The following is a 21,447-nucleotide window of genomic DNA, read 5'->3' on the forward strand; positions in this document are numbered from 1 at the left end:
GTCGATACGTTAGGCCAACGGCAGGGGTTGGGCCGACTTGAATTTAATGACGAGCAGCGTCTGGTCGTCGTGAATCGGATGGCCGTGGGTGAAGCTGTTGAGGTCGTCGAGGATGAAGTTTTTGATTTCTTCGGCTTCCTGAAAATAGCTTTCCTCGAGGCGCAGCTTCAGCCGGTCTTCGCCGTACTCCTCGGTGCCGTCGCCGCCGCGGGCTTCCACAATGCCGTCGGTGTAAATCACCATCACGTCGCCGGGGCTGTAGTCGTAAAACTGATTCTTGATGTGCTTCTCGTAGCTCTCGTTGCGGATGATGCCGAGGCCGAGACCCTGCGACTCGAAATAGAATACCTCCTCGCGCAGCGCGTGGTAGTAGAGCGTGTGGCAATGCCCGGCGCGGGCAAAGACAAAGCCGCCCTGCTCATAATCAATGATGTAGAGCGAAGACGTGATGAACGAGGACTTTTCGAGGCAGTGGGTGAGGGCCGTGTTGGCCTGGGCCATGAACTTGCTGGGCACCGGGAATTTGTCGCGCTCGTTCTTAGCCAGCGGGTTTTCCTGCATCAGCGAGTGGAAAATCCCCTTCATCTGGGCCATGTGGAAGGCGGCGGTCACGCCCTTGCCGCTCACGTCGCCGATGATGACGGCTAGGCGTCGGCCCTGCAAGTGTAGGAAGTCGTAGAAGTCGCCGCCCACCTCTTTGGCCGCCAGCGAGTGAGAGCTGATGTCGAACCAGTTGTCAGTAGGTAGGTTCTTGGGAATGAGGCTGTCCTGCACCTGCGAGGCAATTTTCAGCTCTTCCTGGGTGCGCTGGTTGGCCAGCGAGGTGCGCACCAGCTCCAGGTTTTCGATGCTGAGAACGGCTTGGCTGGTGAAGGTTTGCAGAATGCTGAGGTCTTCGCGGTCGAAGGTGTGCGGCTCTGTTTTCAGCAGGTAGAGCATGCCGTAGTTGAAGTGCAGGCCGCGCAAAGGCAGCTGCAGCAGCGAGCGGTAGAGCTGCGCGGGACCTTCGAAGCCCGCGCGGGTGTGCAGGTCGTTGGTGATGTGCTCGCCCTCGGGCAGCTCATGGCCCTGCAGGCGGGGGCGCATGGCATCGGCCTGGGCCTGGGTGAAGTTGTAATACTGCGTGGCGTCGGCCGCGTCGATGCCGGCGTGGACGGGGTCGAGGTCGAGCCAGGCAGCGTCGGCCTGCGCCGTTTGCACCGCCGACTCTAGCAGAATGCGGTACACCTCGGTGGTGGTTTGGCCGCGCTGGATAATCTGAGTGAGGCGCTGCAGGCGCAGGATTTCGTTGCGCCGCTGCTCGATGACGTCGGCAATGGGCATGTTGAAAAACGTGACCAGCAGGCCCATCAGCGCATAAAATGCTGAGAAAAAGGCCGTGAGCAGCAAAAAGGCGTACTGCGGCTGCGGGGCAATGAGCTGCGGGTCGACCTGCGTGACCCGGAAGTATTGCACAAAGACCAACAAGCTGAACAACAGTCCCGCCTGAAAGGCCACCGCCCGCCACTTCTCGCGCTGGCTGAGGTAGGCTACCCATTTCTGGTGCCCGCTCAGGTACACACCGAATAAGCCCAGCCCCGCCATGAGGGGGTAAGTCAGATAATTGGGCGGGTTCACGCCTACCAGCCGGAACAATAGCGTGGCGCCTAGCAACACCTCAAAAATGGTCCACTCGCGCTGCAGGCGGGGTGTAGAGCGGAAGAGCACCAGCGCCCGCCACGCATAATTGGTGCGAGCCAGGAAAATGACGAACAGCGCCAGGTTGACCGTGTAAACACTCGTGAACAGGATGCTGGCCTTGCCCGCGCCGGCGTCGGGTTCGAGCAGGCGCTCAAACAAATGCAGGCCGATGCAGACCAACGCCAGCAGGCCCGGCCCCAGCAGCAACTGCTTCAGCAGCCGCACAAAGGCCTGGCCCTGCAGGGGCGAGCGGTGGTAGCGGTAGAGCAAAAACACGCCTAGCACGAACGCGCCTTGCGCGAGCTGCGTGGCCCACTGCGGCCACACGCCCAGCCACGACCCGGCTCCCGAGTGGCTCAGGGCACTCAGCAGCAGCAGCAGCCAGCTCAGGGCTGTCAGCGGCAATAAAATGGAGCGTAAGCGTTGAGGCACAGACAGAAACTAGGAATAACACAAGCCCACCAGCCTCTTGCGCCTTGGAGGGCGCTCAACCGGCTTGCAAGATACAATCGCAGGGGCAAAATAGGGCTTCGCCGAAAGACCATACGCAAGAAGCCCCACCAGCGTAGACCAGCGGGGCTTCTTGAATGTCAGCAGGCTAAAAATGTTTAATTAGCGGCTCGAATAATTTGGCGCCTCGCGGGTGATTTGCACGTCGTGCGGGTGGCTTTCGCGCAGGCCCGCCCCGGTGATGCGCACAAACTGCGCCGCCTGCAGGGCCTCGATGTTGGGCGCGCCCACGTAACCCATGCCGGCACGCAGCCCGCCGGCCAGCTGATAAATCACCTCGCTCACATTGCCTTTGAAAGGCACGCGGCCCACAATGCCCTCGGGCACCAGCTTCTTCACGTCGTCTTCGGCGTCCTGGAAGTACCGGTCCTTGCTGCCGTCTTCCATAGCTTCCACCGAGCCCATGCCGCGGTAGCTTTTGTACTTGCGGCCCTCGTAGATGATGAGGTCGCCGGGGGCTTCCTCGGTGCCGGCCAGCAGCGAACCCACCATCACGGCGGCGGCACCCCCAGCCAGGGCCTTCACCACGTCGCCCGAAAACTTGATGCCGCCGTCGGCCACCAGCGTCACGCCGGTACCGGCCAGGCCTTTCGCAGCTTCGAGCACAGCCGACAACTGCGGTACCCCGATGCCGGCAATGATGCGCGTGGTGCAGATGGAGCCCGGGCCCACGCCCACCTTCACCACGTCGGCGCCGGCCTCGGCCAGGGCGCGGGCGCCTGCTTCGGTGGCTACGTTGCCGGCCATCACGTCGAGGTTAGGATAAGCGGCTTTGATGGCGCGCACGGCGTCCATCACGCCCTTGGAGTGGCCATGGGCCGTGTCGAGGCTTACAATGTCGACGCCGGCCTCAACCAGGGCGGCCACGCGCTGGAGCAAGTCGGGCGTGACGCCCACGGCGGCGCCAACGCGCAGGCGGCCTAGGTGGTCTTTGCTGGCGTTGGGGGAGCGGCGGCGCTTGCGAATGTCTTTGTAGGTCATCAGGCCGGCGAGACGGCCGTCGGCGTCCACCAGCGGGAGCTTATCGACTTTGCTGTCGGTGAGCAGCTGCTCGGCCGCGGCTTGAGTGATGCCGGCGGGGGCCGTCACGAGGCGGTCCAGGGGTACCATGACGGTGGTCACGGGCTGGGCCATGTCTTTCTCGAAGCGCAGGTCGCGGTTGGTGAGGATGCCTTCGAGGTGGTGGTCGGCACTCACCACCGGAATGCCGCCGATGTTGTGCTTGCGCATGAGCTGGCGGGCGTCGGCCAGGGTGGCGGTGGGCGGCAGGGTGAAGGGGTCTTGAATCAGGGCCGACTCGCTGCGCTTCACGCGGCGCACCTGCTCGGCCTGCGCCTTCACCGACATGTTCTTGTGAATGATGCCCAGGCCGCCTTCCTGCGCCAGCGCAATGGCCATGTCCGACTCCGTAACGGTGTCCATGGCCGCCGAAATCAGCGGGGTTTGCAGCCGGATGTTGGCGGTGAGGCGGGTGCCGGTGTCGCAGTCGCGGGGCAAAACCTCGGAGTACGCTGGCAGCAGCAGTACGTCGTCGTAGGTGAGGGCCTCGAAGGCAATTTTGGGGGTTGCGGAGTCCGCCATGGCAAAAGGGGTTGGGGGTTGGGGCCTTTTGCCAGGCAAAGGTACGGCGAGAAGTTGGGTTGGCGTGGCAGAAATTCTTATTTTAACTGTCATCCTGAGCTTCGCGATGGACCTTGTCAAGCAAAAACAAGTGGTTCAAACGTGACAAGGCCCTTCGCGAAGTTCAGGATGACAGGTGTTTTGCCTAATGAAACCTTAACCAAACAATTCGCCGCGTCGGGCCGTCTTAGCAGCTCCCATTTCAAATCAACCAAACATGCCTGATTCCACCAACCAAACCTGGTTTATCACCGGCGCCTCGTCCGGTTTTGGCGAAGCACTGGCCGATTATGTGCTCGAAAAAGGTGGCCGCGTGGCCGCCACTTTTCGCAAGCCCGAGCAAGCCGATGCCTTCACCCAAAAGGCCGACGGCCGCACCCTCGGCCTGGTGTGCGACGTGACCGACGAAGCCGCTGTGAAAAAAGCTATTACCGACGCTATTGCAAAGTTCAACCAGCTTGACGTTGTCGTAAACAATGCGGGCTACGGCTCTATGGGCAGCATTGAAGAAGTGCCGGCCGAGGAAGTGCAGCGCCAGTTCGACGTGAACGTATTTGGGGCGCTGCACGTGCTGCGGGCGGTGCTGCCGCAGCTACGCAAGCAGCGGAGCGGCCATGTGCTGAACATCACCAGCATCGGCGGGCTGAAAACGTTCCCCGGCGTGGGCATCTACAATGCCTCAAAGTTTGCTCTCGAAGCCATTGGCGAGAGCCTGAGCCAGCAGGTGGCCCCGCTCGGCATCAAGGTGACGAACATTGAGCCCAGTGGCTTCCGCACCAAGTGGGCGGGCGAGTCGGCCACTATTGCCAACACCAAAATTGCTGATTACGAGGCCACGGTGGGCGAAAACCTGCGCGGCATTCAGGGATACAGCGGCCGCCAGCCCGGCGACCCCGTGCGCGCCGCCAAAGCCATGTACGATGTGGTACAGCTGGAGAATCCGCCGCTTCACCTGCCCCTGGGCAAAGCCGCCGTGAAAGGCGCCCGCGAGAAGTTTGCGGCCATCAGCAAAGAGCTGGAGCAATACGCCGAAGTAGGCGATGCCGCTGACTTTCCGGCAGGAGAGTAGACTTGGGCGGTCAGCTTCGGTTTGCCGGAGTTGCCGACACAGAACGTCATGCTGAGCGTAGCCGAAGCATCTCTACCGCGCAAGTAATTTGATTAGCGTGGTGGTAGAGATGCTTCGGCTACGCTCAGCATGACGTTTTTTTAACCTGGGCTTGCCTTCTGCCCAGTGTATCTTCGCCCCATGCCGCATTCTGCCACCGACCACCGCGCCGCCTCCTGGGAAGACCTGCAGCGCCTGCTGTTCCAAAACACCTGGGACGCGCGCATTGGGCGGTTTCGGTCGCCGTTTGTGTACCGGGGCAGCCGCTCGCGGCACTACCTGCTAGATACCAGCCTGCAGCGGCTGGGCGGCGAATACCACAACCTGGAGCACCACCTGCTGCGCAATTTCCGCAAGTACGCCCGCGAAACCAGCCTGCCCACGGCCACTACCAGCACCTGGGACTGGCTGGCCCTGGCCCAGCACCACGGCCTGCCCACCCGCCTGCTCGACTGGACGTATTCGCCCTACGTGGCCCTGCACTTTGCCACCGACGACCTCGCCGCCTACCACGAAGACGGCATCATCTGGGCCCTGAACTATGTGAAAGCCGCCGAGCATCTGCCCGAGCGCCTGCGCCAGGCCCTGCGCCAGGAGGGTTCCAACGTATTCACCTCCGAGCTGCTGCAGTCGGTGAGCAGCAGCTTGCACGAGCTGGAGCAACTGCAGGCCGAGCCCTACGTGCTGTTTCTAGAGCCGCCCAGCCTCGATGCCCGCATCGTGCACCAGTACGCGCTTTTCTCGCTCATGAGCACGGCCCAGAGCGTGCTGCACGACTGGCTGGCCGCTCATCCCGAGCTGTATTTCCGCATCATCATTCCCGCCGAATTGAAGTGGGAAGTGCGCGACAAACTCGACCAGGCCAACATTACCGAGCGGGTGCTGCTGCCCGGTCTCGGCGGCCTGAGCCGCTGGCTGCACCGCCACTACTCGCCCCGCACCAACGGCAAGAACTTCCTGGACGAGAACGAAATGCGCTAAATGGTGGATTGAGGTTCGATGGTATAACCGAACTAATCCGCCGGCCTACTATCCCACCAATCCGCCTATTGCCCTAGTCGCTTTTTAGTAAGCTTAGTCGGAATGTGTTCCATGGGTTTGTCGGGCCAGGGGTGCTTGGGGTAGCGGCCTTTCAAATCCTTGCGCACGTCGAAGTAACCTTTCTCCCAAAAGCTGCGCAGGTCGCGCGTCACCTGGGCCGGGCGGCCACCCGGCGAGAGTAGGTGCAGCAGCAGGGGCACACGGCCGCCCGCCACCGTGGGCGTTTCGGTCAGGCCAAATAGCTCCTGCAGCTTCACGGCCAGCACGGGTGCGGCCGGGTCGCTGTAGTCGAGGGTGATGTGCGAGCCGCTGGGCACTTCCAGCGCGGCGGGGGCCAAGCGGTCGAGTTCCTGGCGCTGGTTCCAGCCGCCGGGCAGGCGGGCCAGCAGGGGCTCGTAGAGGTCGAGGCGCTGCACCTGGTCGAGGGTTTTGAGGCCGGTAAGGTGGGGCCCGAGCCAGTCGGCCAGCTCATGCGTAAGGGTTTCGTCGTCGAAGGCCGGCCATGGCTCGGCGGCATCATTCGCAGGAAATTGCTGCCGCAGAAACTCCAGCCGCTGCTGCAGCTGGCGGGCGGTGGGCGTCCAGTTTAGCTTGCTTGCACCGGCTTCCTGCAAATAATCGAGCAAGGCCCGCGCTACCAGTTTCGCATCGGGCTGGCCGATTACTTTTTCATCGAGCAACAGGGCCCCAAGGCGACGTACCCGGCGGCCGGTTACGCGCTGCGTGGTCGGGTCGTAGCGCACTTCGTCGGTGGTCGTAATCTGCTCGGCGAAGGCCAACTCCAGCTCGTCTTGCCCCAGCGGGGCGGCCAGCGTAGCCCGCGGGGCCGAGGCCGTACCCGCCAAATGCGCCACTGCAAAAAAGGTGGCTTGGGGGTCGACATCGGTCGTGTTCAGGCTCACGCGCTGGCCCGTCACGAGGCGCAGGCGGTCGTGGGTTTCGCGCTGGGCCAGCCGGTCGGGGTAGGCCAGGGCGGTGAGCAGGCCTACGGGTGGATGAGCGAATTGGTGAGTTGGTAAACTAGCGGTTCTGCTCAAGCGGCCGGTGAGGTTGCGGGCCACGTCGCGCGCCCGTTGCAGCGTGGCATGGTGCAGGGCCAGGCCCGGCAGAGGCGGCCGGCCGCTAGCCAGCGCTTCGAGGCGCAGGCGTAGGTCAGGCGGGGCAGGGCGCGTGTCGGTGGGAGAGGCCCAGCGTAGCAAGTCGCGTTCGGCCAGCAGCGCCGCCAGGGAAGCTGCGGCGGCTCCGTGGCCCAGCTCCTGCCCGCGCACCACCAGGTGGCCCAGCCGCGGCGGCAAGCCCAGCGCCGCCAGCTGGCGGCCGTGGGGCGTCGGCTTTGCCGAGTTAAGAGTTAGGAGTGAAGAGTTAAGAGTTGATTTAGTTGACGCATCAGTTTCAACTCTTAACTCTTCACTCCCAACTCTTAACTCAGCCAAGGCTCCCAGCCGCAGCAGCAGTTCCCGCGCCTGCCCGAAGGCAGCGGCCGGCGGCACATCCAGCCAGCGCAGGCTGGTGGGCTCGGCGGCGCCCCACAGGGCAAGTTCCAGGGCCAAGCTGCTGAGGTCGGCGGTCTGGATTTCGGGCGGGCGGTGGGCGGGCAAGTTGTGGTGCTCGGCTTCGGTCCAGAGGCGGTAGCAGGTGCCGGGGGCCAGGCGGCCGGCGCGGCCCCGGCGCTGGTCGGCGGCGGCGCGGGCCACGGGCACTGTTTCGAGGGTGGTGAAGCCGGTGCGCGGCACAAAGCGCGGCACCCGCGCAAAGCCGCCGTCAATCACCACCCGCACGCCTTCGATGGTGAGGCTGGTTTCGGCAATGCTGGTGGCCAGAATGACCTTGCGCCGGCCGGCCCGGGCGGGGCGCAGCGCGGCGTCCTGGGTTTCGAGCGGAAGCTCGCCGTGCAGCAGGTGCAGGTCGACGTGGTCGGGCAGCGTGTCTTCCAGCTTGCGGGCACTGCGCTGCAAGTCACCCACGCCGGGCAGAAATACCAGAATGTCGCCCTCGGCGTGCGTGTTGAGCGCGGCGCGTACCTGGGCCGGCACCAGCTCGGCCAGCCGGTCGGCGGGCTTGTTGGGCAGGCTGGCCGCGCGGCGCGGGTCGAGGTAGTGGGTTTCGATGGGGAATAGAAAGCCGGCCGACGACACTACCGGGGCCGGTAGCCATTGCCCCAGCCGCTGGGCTTCGAGCGTGGCGCTCATTATCAGAATGCGCAGGTCGTCGCGCAGCACAGCTTGCGCATCCAGCGCCAGCGCCAGGCCGAGGTCGGCGTTCAGGCTGCGCTCGTGGAACTCATCGAACACCACAGCTGCCACGCCTTCCAGCGCCGGGTCGTCCTGAATCATGCGGGTGAGAATGCCCTCGGTGATGACTTCCACGCGGGTGTCGGCACTCACCTTGCTGTCGAGCCGCACGCGGTAGCCGATGGTGCGGCCCACGGGCTCACCCAGCAGCTGGGCCAGGCGGGCAGCTGCGCCGCGCACGGCTAGCTGGCGCGGCTCCAGCACCAGAATTTTGTCCTCGGGATTGCGCCACTCGGCGGCCAGCAGCGCCAGCGGTACCACGGTGGTTTTGCCCGCGCCGGGCGGGGCCTCCAGCACCACGCGGCTGCTGGCGGCCAGCGCCGACATGAGTTCGGGCAGCGCCGCAAGAATGGGCAAATCGGGCAGCGGAGGTAGGATGAAGGCGTTGGGCATCGGCCCAAAATTACGGCCTGAACCGCCGCAGTGGCTTGCCGTCAAAGCCCCCAAGCCACTGGCAGGCCATGGCGCACAGCCAGATATTGGCGAAATGAGGCTAAGTTTGGTTTGTGGCCGTCTCGTCCTTTTTCGCAATGTTCAACAAGCGCCCTGCTTCGCCCCCCGCCGACGAAGCTGCCCTCGCCTATTTGCCTGCCATGCGCCAGTTTCTGGCCAACATCGGCATTCCGACCCGGGAAGCCAATTTAAAGGCCGATTCTTTCCTGCCTGGTATTCTCATCGAAGACGGCGGCCTGCTTCTTGACCTCTCCAAATTGCTTTATCCCGGCGACCTACTGCACGAGGCCGGCCACCTGGCCATGACGCCCGCCGCCGAGCGCCGCCAGCTGGCGGGCAACGTGATGGCCGGCAAGCCCGAGCAACACGGCACCGACGGCGAAGAGATAGGAGCCATCCTGTGGTCATACGCCGCGGCCCAGGCCATTGGCGTACCGCCCGAAATCGTGTTTCACCCCGCCGGCTACCGCGGCAGCAGCCCGTGGATACTGGGCAACTTCAGCCAGGGCATTTACCCCGGCCTGCCCCTGCTGGTGTGGATGGGCCTGACCACCAACGAGGATTTTCCGCGCATGACGCGCTGGCTGCGCGACTAGCCTATCCGCCGGTTACACTTGCTGCATGGGCCACAGCTCCACGCTCACCGGGCCGCCGGCGTGCACCAGCGGGGCACTGCTGGGCGTGGGCAGTCCGTGGCTTTCTACCAGGCTCGATTCGTAGTGCAGCACCTGGGCCGCGCTGAGGGGCCAGGGCTGGTGGGCCACCCGGCCCCGGTAGAGCTTGGTACGGGCCTTGTTGCTGGCGTAGAGGCAGTAGCGTTCGGTAAGAAAAAACGCCAGCGAGCCTGGCTCGGCCGGAGGCAGGGGCGCGCCGATTTTCCAGGTGGCGCGGAAGTGCGCGGGCGGGGCGCCGCCGTGCGTGCGTCGGGCCGCGAACTGCCGCAGCTGCGCGCTTGGGCTGTCGAGGCGCATGTCGGCCCGCAGGTAGGGCAGGTGGAAGAAGGTGCGCGCCACCCACACGGCCAGCGCGCTGGTGGCATCGAGCGAGAAGAACCACACGCCGGGCACGCCGTCGAGGTGCACGTAGGTGCGCACGTTCAGCTCCAGAAACTCATCGGTGCCAGGCATAGGCGGCGTAGCCCGGGTGCGCACCTTGGCCATTTGAAACGGCACCACCGCCAGCCAGGCCTGGCCGTCGAATGTGTCGATGCGAAGGCGGGGCGGCAGGTGCGCCTGCAATAAGTCGGGCGGCACCGGCCAGTGCAAAAACAATAGTTCTTTCCATTCCTGGCGCAGCAGGGGCGTGCCCAAGGGCCGTTCGCGCAGGGCCAGCCGGTCGGCCAGGGTGGGGGCGGGCACGGGCGGGGAGAGAGCGAAATCAGGCATAGCTGGAAGCATCAAGTGCCCTTACAACGGATTTCGGCTCCAAACGATTGGGTAAAATCGTAACGCCTGTCATCCTGAGCGCAGCGAAGGACCTTGTCCCGTTGGATAATTCTAACTGGATAAGGTCCTTCGCTGCGCTCAGGATGACAGGCGTTATGGCTTCTCAAACTACTTTAACAACTGCCCAACTCAATACGTCGGAAACGTGGGGTCGACCTGCGCGGCCCAAGCGGCCACGCCGCCGCGCAGGTTCAGCACGTTGGTGCGGCCCAGGCGGTGGCGCAGGTAGCCGGCCGCCTGCCCCGAGCGCACGCCGTGGTGGCAAATGACCACCACGGGGCCTTCCTCGCGGATTTCGGCGGTGCGGCGTGTGAATTCGCTTAGCGGCACTAGCTGGCTGCCGGGCAGGTGGCAGTACTCAAACTCCATTTCCTCGCGCACGTCGATGAGTTGAAGGTCGTCGCCGGCTTGCAGGCGGCGGTGCAGCTCTTCGGGACTGATTTCGAGGGGGGCGCTTTCCATGGGCGAGGGGATTGAGGGCGCAAAAGTAGGGGCGGGGCTACCTTGCAGCCTTGCTTATTCTTTCCCCGGTGGCTGCGTTGTCCCTTCCCGATATTCTGAGCGCTATTCTGGCTGCTGTAGCGGCTGCCATCCGGTCGGCCAGCCCACTGGAGGTGGCGGGCGTGCTCACGGGTGTGGCCTGCGTGTGGCTGGCGGCCCGCAATTCCATCTGGAATTTTCCCATCGGCATCCTCAACGGCGTGCTGTACATGGCGGTGTTCTGGCAAAGCCGACTCTACTCCGATGCGGGCTTGCAGCTGGCCTTCATTGCCCTGCTATTGTATGGCTGGGCGAGGTGGCTGCGCGGCAACGCCGCAGCCGAAGCCGCGCCGCTGCCCATCACGCGCACGCCGCCCCGGTTGGCGGCCGGGCTCCTGGGGGCTGGGCTGCTTTACGCGCTGGTCGCCGGTTTTCTGTTCTCAACCCGCACCGACGCCGCCCTGCCTTACTGGGACAGCACCACCACGGCCATCAGCCTGGCGGCCCAGCTGCTGCTCTCGCGCCGCCACCTCGAAAACTGGCTGCTCTGGGTGGGTGTCGACGTGGCCTACGTGGGTATGTACTGGCACCGCGACCTTTTCCTCACCAGCGGGCTGTACGTGATATTTCTGGGGCTGGCGGCCTACGGTTATTGGCAGTGGCGCCGAGAAATGCGGGCCGCGGCGGGCACGGTTACGGCCTCACAAGGAGGCGCTTAGCGCTAGCTATGGCAATAAAGTCATGGCGATGTGCAATATTTGACCGATTGGGCAGCCCGGAGGCACCTCGTTAGTCCACCCCCTAACGTCTCCGCGCGGCTGTCTGGTCTCCTTTCCACCCCCCTTTTCACTTCGCCCACCCTTGCTGCGCATTTCCCTGACCGGCCCGGAATCCACGGGCAAAACGACGCTGGCTGCCCAGTTGGCGGCGCACTACGGCACGTCCTTCGCCCCCGAATTTGCCCGCGAATACCTCGCCGATTCGGGGCCGCGCTACACGCTCGAAGACCTCGAGGAAATTGCCCGGGGCCAGCTGCAAGCCGAAGCCGCGGCCGAAGCCCGGGCCCATCGCCTGGTATTCAGCGACACCGATTTGCTGGTGATTAAAATCTGGGCCGAACATTCCTTCGGCACCTGCCCCGAGTGGATACTGCGCTGCATCGACCAGCAGCAGTACGACTTGGTGCTGCTCATGGGCGTGGACCTGCCCTGGCAGCCCGACCCCTTGCGCGAGCACCCGCACCTGCGCCAGCAGTTCTACGACCTCTACCAGCGCGAACTGCGGGAACGCATGTCCAACTTTGCCGAAATTTCCGGCGATGGCCCCCGCCGCTTTGCCCAGGCCTGTTTTCTGGTCGATGAGCTGCTGCGTAGTGCCGAGCAACAGCCACTTTCCCTGCAACAACCTGTTATGCCGAACACGTCCGCCCGCTACACCCTCGAAAACTCAACCTGCCGGGCTTCCTTCGCCGCCCACGGCGCCGAGCTTACCAGCCTCGTCACCCGGGCCGACAACCTCGAATATGTGTGGCCCGGCGACCCCGCCGTGTGGGCCCGGCACGCGCCGGTGCTCTTCCCCCTAGTGGGCCGCCTGCCCGACGACGTGTACCACTACGAGGGGCGCGACTACAAGCTGCCGCAGCACGGCTTCGCCCGCGACCAGGAGTTTGCCGTGCTGCGCCACGATGCTACCGAACTGGTGTTCCGGCTGCAGCACGACGAAACCACCCAGGCCATTTTCCCCTTCGCCTTTGAGCTGACCATTACCTACACCCTGCGCGAGGCCCAACTCACCGTGCGCTGGGACGTGCGCAACCCCGCCGCCAACCAGCCCTTGCTGTTCAGCATTGGCGGGCACCCGGCGGTGCGCTGCCCCCTGCTGCCGGGCGAGGCATTTGAAGACTATTACTTCGAGTTCGACCACCCCGTGACGCTGGAGCGCCACTTGCTGCGGGGCGGCTTGCTCACCGGCGCCACCGCGCCTGTGCTGAACCATGCGCAAGAGCTGCCGCTGAGTTACGAGCTATTCGCCGACGATGCGCTGGTGTTTAAGCACTACGATTTTACCAACCTCACGCTGCGCACGCGCAAGTCGGCGCACTTTGTGCGCTTCCGCTTCGATGGCTTTCCCTACCTCGGCCTCTGGACCAAAGGCCCCGGCGCGGGCTTTGTGTGCGTGGAGCCCTGGCACGGCGTGGCCAGCCCCACCGGCGAGCCCGGTGAGCTGCGCGACAAGGAAGGCATCATGACGCTGGAGCCCGGTCAGGTGTTCACGGCTGCGTTCAGCATTGAGGTAGGCTAAGTAATGCAACTAAGCGGGTCATGCTTCACTGCGCGCAGCATGACTTCCCTGCCTGCCCTTGATTTATGCCTGAACTGTTGCACATTCAACCCATTGCGCCTGAAGCTACCTACGCCCTGCGCCACCAGGTGCTATGGCCCGACAAGCCGCTGGACTACGTAAAAATTGCCGAGGACGCGGCCGGCCACCATTTCGGCGCTTTGCGGGCCGGTGAAGTAGTGGCCGTTATTTCCCTATTCGTGACGGGGCCGGAAGCCCGGTTTCGCAAATTCGCCACCCGGCCTGATTGTCAGCGGCAGGGCATTGGGTCTGAGTTGCTGAAGCATGTTTTCGCTGAGGCTCAACGGCTAGGAGCCAAGCACATCTGGTGCGATGCCCGGCAGGACAGCGCGGCATTTTATGCCCGGTTTGGCATGCAGCCTGAGGGCGAAATATTTTATAAAGGGCCCGTGGCCTACGTGCGCATGGCGTGCACACTGTAGACCACGGGCCCTTCGGTTTTAGCTGAAAATAGGCTTACACACCCACGCGGCGGCGGTTGTATTCGGGCTCCCAGTCGTTGATGGGGCGCGAGATGCCGGGCGGCAAGTCGAGGTCGGGCAGGCCGGGGTCGTGCGGTTCGCCGCCGTCGTCGTCGCCATCGGAGGGTGGGGGCGGGGGCACCACGCCGCGGCGCCGCGGCATGGCCAGCACAAACAGGAAAAAGGCGCAGAAGGCGACGGCGTAGAGGAGGCTGAACATGGCGAAAGCAGCTTAATCGGGAGGGAAACTAGAAACGCAGGTTCCGGGTTCGGCGTTGCGTCGCCCGACGTCCCTAAATTAACTGACAGTCAGGAAACGCGCGCACTCCGAGCGGTTGAATAATAAAAAAATGATGCGGGGCGGGCCAGGTGTTACCTTTGCGGTCTGTTTAGGGGTGCTGGTGTTGTGCACAACACATCGGCTGAGATGATACCCATCGAACCTGAACCGGGTAATGCCGGCGCAGGGAACAAACAATCCGCGGACGTTTCCGCTGCCGCTCCGACCCCTGGGGCGACGGCGCGTTCCATCTTTAGTCTTTCTTTTTGAAAACTATACTGCTCGCTGGAGCCGCCCTTGCCGGGCTGGCTGCAGCCCCGGCGCGGGCCCAGCAAACCGCCCCGCCTGACACGGCCAAACTGCGCCGCATCCTGACGCCCGAGGCCGTGGTGACGGCCACCCGCGCCACCGACAAAACCGGCACTGCCTACCAAAACGTGAGTCGCCAGCAATTGCAAGCGCGCAACTTTGGCCAGGACATTCCCTACCTGCTCGACCAGACGCCCAGCGTGACGACGACCTCCGACGCGGGCACCGGCGTGGGCTACACCGGCATCCGCATTCGCGGCACCGACGGCACCCGCATCAACGTGACGCTGAACGGCGTGCCGGTGAACGAGGCCGAAAGCCACGGCGTGTTTTTTGTCGATTTGCCGGATTTGGCCTCGTCTACCCAAAGCATTCAGGTGCAGCGCGGGGCCGGGCCCAGCACCAACGGCGCGGGCGCCTTCGGGGCCAGCCTTAACGTGGAAACGCTGGGGCTGCGGCCCAAGGCGTATGCCGAAATCAACAACTCGGCCGGCTCGTTTGGCACCTGGAAGTCGACCATCATGGCCGGCACGGGGCTTATCAACGGCCACTTCTCAGTAGATGCCCGCGCCTCGCGGGTGCAGAGCGACGGCTACGTGGACCGCGCCTCGTCGCGGCTCAGGTCACTGTACCTGACCGGCACGTATTCCGACGACAAAACGCTGCTGCGGGCCCTTGTGCTCACCGGCTACGAAACCACCTACCAAAGCTGGTACGGCCTGGCCGACTCGCTGCTGCACAAAAACCGGCGCTACAACGAGGCCGGCACCGACTACGGCCAGCACCTGCCGGCCTATAAGAACCAGACCGACAACTACCAGCAGGACTACTACCAGTTCCTGATTTCGCGCCAGCTCGCACCCACCCTCAACCTGAGCGTGACGCCCTTCTGGACGCGCGGTGGCGGCTACTACGAGGAGTACAAGGCTGGGCAGACGGCCGTGAATTACGGCATTGTACCAATCAGCCCGACCGGGCCCGATTCGCTGACCGACGTTATTCGGCGGCGCTGGCTGAAGACCGATATGTACGGTGCCACCTTTGCCTTGCAGGCCCGGCCCACAAACAGCCGCATCACCGAAGCCACGTTGGGCGGGGCCGTGGTGGGCTACCGGGGCCAGCATTTCGATGAACTGACCTGGGCGCAGCGCGGCCTCAGCATTCCCGAAACCGGCACGCGCTACAACGACGAACCCAATGCCCACAAGCAGGACATCAACGTGTACGCCCGGCTGAACGTGAGCCTGGCCGATAAGCTGGCGGGCTTCGTCGACCTGCAAAACCGCTACGTGCGCTACGAGCTGTACGCCCCCGACGGCCGCCCCAACGGCTCCAAAAGCCAGCAAACGGCCCGCTTCACCTTCCTCAATCCCAAGTTCGGCCTCACCTACCAGCTGCGCCCCAGCACGCAGCTTTACGCTTCCTTTGCCATCGCCCAGCGCGAGCCCACCCGCACCGACTACACCGACACGCCCGCCGAGCGCCGCCCCACCGCCGAAAAGCTTTACAACTATGAGTTGGGCCTGCGCCACGCCACCGAAAAGGTGCAGGCGAACCTGAACTTCTACTACATGTACTACCGCAACCAGCTGGTGCTGAGTGGCCAGCTCGACGACGTGGGCAACCCCATTCACACCAACGTGGCCGAGAGCTACCGCCGCGGCGTGGAGGCTCAGGTAACCTACAAGCCTGTACCTGTCCTGAGTTTTACGGCCACTGCCACGGCCAGCCAGAACAAAATCAACAACTACACCGACTACCTGGCCGACTACGACCAGGGCGGCGAAAAAGCCACCACCTACAGCCAAACCAACATTGCCTTCTCGCCCGGCCTCACGGCCGCCTACACCGTGGAGTACGAGGCTCTGCCCGGCCTGAAGCTGGCCACCCTGGCCCGCTACGCCGGCCGCCAGTACCTCGATAATACCAGCACGGAGGCGCGCAGCATCAACCCCTACTATGTGCAGGACCTGCGCCTGCGCTACCTCTGGCAGCCGCAGAAACTGGGCTTCCGGGAAGTGGAAATGGCCGTGTTGGTCAACAACATTTTCGGCACAGAGTACGTGAACAACGGCTACACGTACGGTTACGTCTACGGCGGGCAGACCCAGTATTTTAACTACTACTACCCCCAGGCCAAAACCAATTTCCTGGCCTCGCTGAACCTGCGTTTCTAGACCGCAGATTAAGCAGATTAAACGGATTTCACAGATTTCTGTGGACAAACCCTAAAGCCTGATTTGTAAAAAAGGCCACTCTGAATGAGTGGCCTTTTTTGCTGAGCTTGCGGTAGTACGTTAGCATCGTCCGCAAAATTAAAATCTGTGAAATCCGTTCAATCTGCTTAATCTGCGGTTCAGATAATCAGCCGCACGCCGCCCAGCTCCGACACTTGGTAGGGAAACCGGTCGCCGGGTGAACCGATGAACATGAAGTTTTTGGGGATATTCCACTTCTCCGACAGCTCGTTAATCAGCTCTGGGCCAAAGTGGCCCTCCATCGTCACCAGTTCCACCTCAATCTGCTCGTAGGCGCGGTCCAGTACCCGAATGTCGTTGAGCAATTCCTCGGGGTACCGCTCGCCTTCTTTGAGTAGCGTCACGATGCGCAGGCGGTTGGTGAATTCGTTTTCCACCACGTAGGCCATCACCTTGTTGAGGTTGGCTACATTGTCGCCCTTCGTGAAAAACACGAATTCCTGCTGGGCCAGCTCCTTGAGCTGCCGCCGTACCTTGAGGCGCGCCAGCCGGGCCGCTTTGGGCAGGTGCTGGGCCAGCGACTCGGCCGCCGACAGCGCCAGGTTGAGAATGGCAATGCGGTTGAGCATGATGGCCACCACGCCCATAGCCGGCAGGAAATACTCCAGGAACACAATCAGGTACTCCGGGTGAATGCGCACGTTGCCGAACAGCGCCACCAGCACCCCCAGCAGCGCCAACGACACCGTGAGGATGCCCGCGTACACGGGCCGCGGCAGGTTGGGCCGCTTGCGCTTCAGCAGGAAGTTGCCCAGCGCAAAAAAGGCCATCACCGACAAAAACGAGATGGTATAAACCCCCGCCAGTGGCCCCAGCTGGCCCTGCGTGATGAACAACACCGAACAGCACAAGGCAAAAAACATGACGAGAATGAGGTAGTTGCTGCCGCGCTTGTTCTCTTTAAGGAAAAACTGTGGCAGAATGCGGTCCAGCGTCATGCGCTTCATCAGGCCGCTCACACCTACAAAGGAGGTAAGCACGGCCCCGCTGAGCACCGCCACCGCATTCACCGAAATGACCATGCCCAGCCACGGCCCGCCCGTGACGGTGCCCAGGTACGAAAGCAGCGTTTCGGTGTGCTGGCCCACTTCCACTAGCGGCAGCACCGCCACGGCCAGAAAGGCAATGAGTGGGTTGAACACGGTGACCACCACCCACATGTTGCGCAGGGTTTTCTGAAACACCCCGCGGGCCTGCTCTTCCACAAAGTTGGCCGAGCTCTCGAACCCCGAAATGCCCAGCATGGCCGCGCTAAACCCAAAAAACAGCGCGTTGAGAATGCTGCCGCCCTTCACCGGCACCTGGAAATTCAGGGCCAGATTATGGAAGCCGTGGGTGGCCAGGTACCAAATGGCTACCCCCACCAGCAGCGTGAGCGAGGCCAGGTGTGTGATGAAAATGATGACGGCTACAATGGCCGACTCCGACATGCCCAGGATGGTGAGCAGCAAAAACAGCCCCAGCAGCCCCACCGTGGCCCACAGAATGGGCAACCCTTCCCACAGCGTGTGCAGGTAGTGCATGGCCTCGTTGGCCGAGAGCACCGCCGTGGCCATGTAGGAGAGAATGGTAAGGCAGGCGGCCAGCGCGGCGTTGCGCTTGCTGGTGGTGTTGAGCAGCACGTTGTAGGCGCCGCCGTTCAGGGGCAGGGCGCCCACCACTTCGCCGTAGATTTTGCGAAACAGAAACAGCACCGCGCCCACCACCAGCAGGGCCAGCCAGGCGTACTGCCCGGCGTAGGAAATGGCCAATGCCGACACATAAAGACAAGAGGAGGAAATGTCGTTGCCGCAAATGGCAGTGGCTTCCAACTCGTTTAGTTTGGCGGGGTGGTGAGGGGGAATAGAGGTAGGCATGGTGATGACAAGGGGAACGGGTAGGGCTGTTACGAGGATGCCGGCCGCATGACTGCGCTTGAAAACGGCGTGCTACTTTTACCACAAGGCTTTAGCCCGCAAGTATCATGATTTTTACGTGGAAATGGGGGCTGCCCCTCTGCCTGCTACTGCATGCGTGCTCCGAGCCGGTGAAAAAGCCGGCCCCCGATACACGGGTAGCAGCCCCACCCGCTGTGCCCGTCGCGACCTGGCGCTTTTCCAAAGACATTGACCATCGTATTGCCTCAGATACTGTGGGCAAGCGCTGCAATTTCGATGAAGTAATTAGGCTGCTGACCCAGCAAGAGAATGCTGATTCGTTAAAATTAAGAACGGACTGGCGCACGGATTTCTGCGCGTTAGATGAGTTTTTAACGGTGGTGCCGCCACCCGCAAATGCTGAACCCGACCCTTACGACAAACCGGTGGCGCTGCCCGTTGCGGCCGGGCGGGAGCTGTATATCGTTGAGGGCATGGCAGGTTATTATGTGTTGCTCGAATTCGGAAAAGACCGTTACCGGGCAAGCATTCTGGGCCAAAAAAACACGTTTGGCGGCCTTACGCACCAGGTTTTTGCTCGCCCAGATACCACGCTGCTGGTCCTGACCAATGTGGACGGCTGGATGGGCGCCGGCCGGGGTGCCACCGGCGAAGCCACTACCCGGCTACAGATTTACGACCTGGAGCGCGATGAATGGCTGCTCGACGCACCCGTCGGGCGCTACGAAACGGGCCTGAGTTCCGAAACCGACGATGGCGAGCAATCGCCCGGTCAGGAACAAAACGTGAGTCGCTATTACCGCGTGCTCAACCAGGCCCGTACCGTGGTGTTGGGTCGCTACCGCATCGACAGTTCCTCGGAAAAGCCTTTGTCCAAAGACTCAACCGACACCATGCCCATCGGGCTTTTCGGTGACGAGCCGCCCGTTAAGCAAGAACCTTACCCGCCCGGCACCTACCGCCTGGTAGCCGGCTGGTATCAGCGCGCGGAGCCGTAGCTCTGCCCACGCAGAGGCCACCTCAGCCTCTTATCTTTGCTGAATCTCCCACCTCACCACCCAACCCTCCACCATGTCATCCGAAGCCGACGTTCTCTCCCCCCAAGCCAAGGCCCACACTGCCCAGAAAGGCAGCACCAACGCCAACGGCTTCACCGATTATTTCGACCTCGACGGCCTGCTGACCGAGGAGCACCTGCTCATCCGCCAGTCCATCCGCGACTTCGTGAAGAAAGAGATTTCGCCCAACATCGAGAAGTGGGCACAGGACGCACACTTCCCCTCGGAAATTGTGCGCAAGTTTGGCGACGTGGGCGCCTTCGGCCCCACCATTCCGCAGGAATACGGCGGCGGCGGGCTCGACTACATCAGCTACGGCCTCATCATGCAGGAAATTGAGCGCGGCGACTCCGGCATGCGCTCCACCGCCTCGGTGCAGGGCTCGCTGGTGATGTTCCCCATCTACGCCTACGGCTCCGAAGAGCAACGCAAGAAGTACCTGCCCAAGCTCGCCAGCGGCGAGTGGCTCGGCTGCTTCGGCCTCACCGAGCCTGACCACGGCTCGAACCCCGGCGGCATGACCACGAACATCAAGGACATGGGCGACCATTACCTGCTGAACGGCGCCAAGCTCTGGATTTCGAACTCGCCCGAGTGCCAGGTGGCCGTGGTGTGGGCCAAAAACGAGCAAGGCCGCATCAAAGGTCTTATCGTGGAGCGCGGTATGGAAGGCTTCAGCACCCCCGAAATCCACAACAAGTGGAGCCTGCGCGCCTCCTGCACCGGCGAGCTGGTGTTTGAGGACGTGAAAATCCCCAAAGAGAACATCCTGCCCAACGTCGACGGCCTGCGCGGCCCGCTCTCCTGCCTCGACTCGGCCCGCTTCGGCATTGCCTGGGGCGCCATCGGCGCAGCCATCGACTGCTACGAGTCGGCCCTGAAATACTCGCTGCAGCGCGAGCAGTTCGGCAAGCCGATTGCCAGCTACCAGCTCCAGCAGAAGAAGCTGGCCGAGATGATTACCGAAATTACCAAGGCCCAACTCATGGCCTGGCGCTTGGGCGTGCTCAAAAACGAAGGCAAAGCCACCAGCGCCCAAATCTCGATGGCCAAGCGCAACAGCGTGGACATGGCCCTGCACGTGGCCCGCGAAGCCCGCCAGATTCACGGCGGCATGGGCATCACCGGCGAGTACCCCATCATGCGTCATATGATGAACCTGGAATCGGTGATTACCTACGAGGGCACCCACGACATTCACCTGCTCATCACGGGCGCTGACATTACGGGCATTCAGGCGTTTAAATAACGCGTGTGAGCATCACTTGTTCACTGCAACAAATCGCATGGCCGGCTGCCGAGATGTATGTTCGGCAGCCGGCCATGCTTGTTGAAGTACTACGGGCCGAACAAGAAGAGTTTATCAAGCAGTGGCACCCGCGCTTTGATTCTACGTCTTGGTACGAGGCAAAAAAAGCGCGCAGCTACGATTGGGTGGTGTTGGTGAAAGGCATGCTCTCATTCAGCAGCATAGCGCACCATTTAATCGTGCACGGCGGCCAGCCAGTAGGTGGGCTGGAAGAATCCTGGCAGTTGGAAGGCGAAGCGCAGGTATTCCACCCGGATGAGGTGGCCACCTTGTATCGCGCCTTGGCCTCGATATCGCTAAGTCAAGCTGATGAGCAATTCGATGGAGACGCGCTGATGGTTGAAATGTTTCAGGATTTCCAACGCTTCTTACAAGAAGCGACCGAAGTAAATAATGCCTTGCTGCTCTTCGTTGGTCCGTAACAGGATTGACCAAGTAGTAGTATTCAAATAGCACCGCAAGAAAAACGGCCGCCTCAGCAATGAGGCGGCCGTTTTCTATATGGCGCAACGCCCTTACCGCCGCTCCATCATATACACCGTTTCGGTGGTGGCGCCCACGCCCACGGTGCTTTGGGCCACGCTCACCAGGCGCCAGCCCTGGGCCACCAGCTTGTTTACTTGCAGCAACTCGGCGTGGTGCAGGGCCACGGCCACGTCGGTGGTGCTGCGGTCCGAGCTGGGTTTCACGTTGGTGAGGCGCTGCACCTGCTGCTTGCCATCGGGCATGATGGTGACGATTTCGGGCACGTAGGACTCATTGCCCGGGCGGCCGCTGCCCACCACCATCAGGTAGCCGGAAGCCACCGGGGCCCCGTTGGGGTAAAACGCCCAGGAGCCAGCCACGGCTAGCACGAGGGCGGCAGAGAGAAGCACTTTTTTCATGGCATGAAGGAAGAAGGGGGAT

18 protein-coding genes and 1 riboswitch are annotated in these 21,447 nt (G+C 62.7%); of the genes, 10 read left to right on the top strand and 8 right to left on the bottom strand.

Annotated elements, in window-relative coordinates; all coding sequences use genetic code 11:
* Positions 1-9 precede the first annotated feature (9 nt).
* Both I2I01_RS23535 and guaB read right to left on the bottom strand, forming a co-directional pair.
* A complete protein-coding gene (locus I2I01_RS23535; protein ID WP_196285733.1) occupies positions 10-2,112 on the bottom strand; it encodes a PP2C family protein-serine/threonine phosphatase in 2,103 nt (700 codons plus the stop codon).
* Positions 2,113-2,292: 180 nt separating this feature from the next.
* Positions 2,293-3,771 (bottom strand): IMP dehydrogenase, encoded by a 1,479-nt coding sequence (gene guaB, locus I2I01_RS06940; RefSeq protein WP_196285734.1) that lies wholly within the window; start codon positions 3,769-3,771, stop codon positions 2,293-2,295.
* A 256-nt stretch (positions 3,772-4,027) separates the two neighbouring features.
* On the opposite strand from guaB, the gene I2I01_RS06945 reads away from it, so the two are divergent.
* Both I2I01_RS06945 and I2I01_RS06950 read left to right on the top strand, forming a co-directional pair.
* Positions 4,028-4,879 (top strand): oxidoreductase, encoded by an 852-nt coding sequence (locus I2I01_RS06945; RefSeq protein WP_196285735.1) that lies wholly within the window; start codon positions 4,028-4,030, stop codon positions 4,877-4,879.
* A 180-nt stretch (positions 4,880-5,059) separates the two neighbouring features.
* Positions 5,060-5,899: an FRG domain-containing protein gene (locus I2I01_RS06950; RefSeq protein WP_196285736.1), complete on the top strand. Its 840-nt coding sequence runs from the start codon at positions 5,060-5,062 to the stop codon at positions 5,897-5,899.
* A gap of 65 nt (positions 5,900-5,964) precedes the next feature.
* Here I2I01_RS06950 and hrpB read toward each other — a convergent pair whose 3' ends face one another.
* Positions 5,965-8,643 carry an ATP-dependent helicase HrpB gene (hrpB, locus tag I2I01_RS06955; protein WP_196285737.1) on the bottom strand — a complete coding sequence of 893 codons (2,679 nt, stop codon included), beginning with the start codon at positions 8,641-8,643 and terminating at the stop codon, positions 5,965-5,967.
* Positions 8,644-8,780: 137 nt separating this feature from the next.
* Between hrpB and I2I01_RS06960 the strand changes: the two genes are divergently transcribed.
* Complete coding sequence (locus I2I01_RS06960) at positions 8,781-9,299, top strand: hypothetical protein (RefSeq protein ID WP_211537857.1); 519 nt, start codon at positions 8,781-8,783, stop codon at positions 9,297-9,299.
* A gap of 12 nt (positions 9,300-9,311) precedes the next feature.
* Here I2I01_RS06960 and I2I01_RS06965 read toward each other — a convergent pair whose 3' ends face one another.
* Positions 9,312-10,088 carry a YqjF family protein gene (locus I2I01_RS06965; RefSeq protein ID WP_196285738.1) on the bottom strand — a complete coding sequence of 259 codons (777 nt, stop codon included), beginning with the start codon at positions 10,086-10,088 and terminating at the stop codon, positions 9,312-9,314.
* A gap of 189 nt (positions 10,089-10,277) precedes the next feature.
* A complete protein-coding gene (locus I2I01_RS06970) occupies positions 10,278-10,610 on the bottom strand; it encodes a rhodanese-like domain-containing protein (RefSeq protein WP_196285739.1) in 333 nt (110 codons plus the stop codon).
* Positions 10,611-10,660: 50 nt separating this feature from the next.
* Here I2I01_RS06970 and pnuC point away from each other — a divergent pair, with 50 nt between their 5' ends.
* The 3 genes from pnuC (at position 10,661) to I2I01_RS06985 (ending at position 13,411) form a co-directional block, all read left to right on the top strand.
* Positions 10,661-11,347, top strand: a complete 687-nt coding sequence (gene pnuC / locus I2I01_RS06975) for a nicotinamide riboside transporter PnuC (protein WP_196285740.1) — start codon at positions 10,661-10,663, stop codon at positions 11,345-11,347.
* 142 nt (positions 11,348-11,489) lie between these two features.
* A complete protein-coding gene (locus I2I01_RS06980; protein ID WP_196285741.1) occupies positions 11,490-12,929 on the top strand; it encodes an aldose epimerase family protein in 1,440 nt (479 codons plus the stop codon).
* A gap of 65 nt (positions 12,930-12,994) precedes the next feature.
* Positions 12,995-13,411 carry a GNAT family N-acetyltransferase gene (locus I2I01_RS06985; protein WP_196285742.1) on the top strand — a complete coding sequence of 139 codons (417 nt, stop codon included), beginning with the start codon at positions 12,995-12,997 and terminating at the stop codon, positions 13,409-13,411.
* A 34-nt stretch (positions 13,412-13,445) separates the two neighbouring features.
* Here the strand turns inward: I2I01_RS06985 and I2I01_RS06990 are convergent, their stop codons facing one another.
* Positions 13,446-13,670 (bottom strand): hypothetical protein, encoded by a 225-nt coding sequence (locus I2I01_RS06990; protein ID WP_196285743.1) that lies wholly within the window; start codon positions 13,668-13,670, stop codon positions 13,446-13,448.
* Positions 13,671-13,831: 161 nt separating this feature from the next.
* A riboswitch (TPP riboswitch) is annotated at positions 13,832-13,939 on the top strand.
* Positions 13,940-13,996: 57 nt separating this feature from the next.
* On the opposite strand from I2I01_RS06990, the gene I2I01_RS06995 reads away from it, so the two are divergent.
* Positions 13,997-16,216 (top strand): TonB-dependent receptor, encoded by a 2,220-nt coding sequence (locus I2I01_RS06995; protein ID WP_196285744.1) that lies wholly within the window; start codon positions 13,997-13,999, stop codon positions 16,214-16,216.
* Between the two features lie 179 nt (positions 16,217-16,395).
* Here I2I01_RS06995 and I2I01_RS07000 read toward each other — a convergent pair whose 3' ends face one another.
* On the bottom strand, positions 16,396-18,153 hold the full coding sequence (locus tag I2I01_RS07000) for an APC family permease (RefSeq protein ID WP_196285745.1): 1,758 nt from the start codon (positions 18,151-18,153) through the stop codon (positions 16,396-16,398).
* A gap of 215 nt (positions 18,154-18,368) precedes the next feature.
* On the opposite strand from I2I01_RS07000, the gene I2I01_RS07005 reads away from it, so the two are divergent.
* The 3 genes from I2I01_RS07005 (at position 18,369) to I2I01_RS07015 (ending at position 20,963) form a co-directional block, all read left to right on the top strand.
* Positions 18,369-19,172, top strand: a complete 804-nt coding sequence (locus I2I01_RS07005) for a hypothetical protein (protein WP_196285746.1) — start codon at positions 18,369-18,371, stop codon at positions 19,170-19,172.
* A gap of 73 nt (positions 19,173-19,245) precedes the next feature.
* Positions 19,246-20,481, top strand: coding sequence for an acyl-CoA dehydrogenase family protein (locus I2I01_RS07010; protein ID WP_211537858.1), 1,236 nt, complete (start codon positions 19,246-19,248; stop codon positions 20,479-20,481).
* Between the two features lie 5 nt (positions 20,482-20,486).
* The gene (locus tag I2I01_RS07015; RefSeq protein WP_196285747.1) at positions 20,487-20,963 is read left to right on the top strand and encodes a hypothetical protein; all 477 of its coding nucleotides are present in this window, start codon (positions 20,487-20,489) and stop codon (positions 20,961-20,963) included.
* A gap of 93 nt (positions 20,964-21,056) precedes the next feature.
* Here I2I01_RS07015 and I2I01_RS07020 read toward each other — a convergent pair whose 3' ends face one another.
* On the bottom strand, positions 21,057-21,425 hold the full coding sequence (locus I2I01_RS07020) for a hypothetical protein (RefSeq protein WP_196285748.1): 369 nt from the start codon (positions 21,423-21,425) through the stop codon (positions 21,057-21,059).
* Between the last annotated feature and the right edge of the window lie 22 nt (positions 21,426-21,447).

The sequence above is a fragment of the Hymenobacter properus genome, assembly GCF_015694735.1.
Classification (GTDB): domain Bacteria; phylum Bacteroidota; class Bacteroidia; order Cytophagales; family Hymenobacteraceae; genus Hymenobacter; species Hymenobacter properus.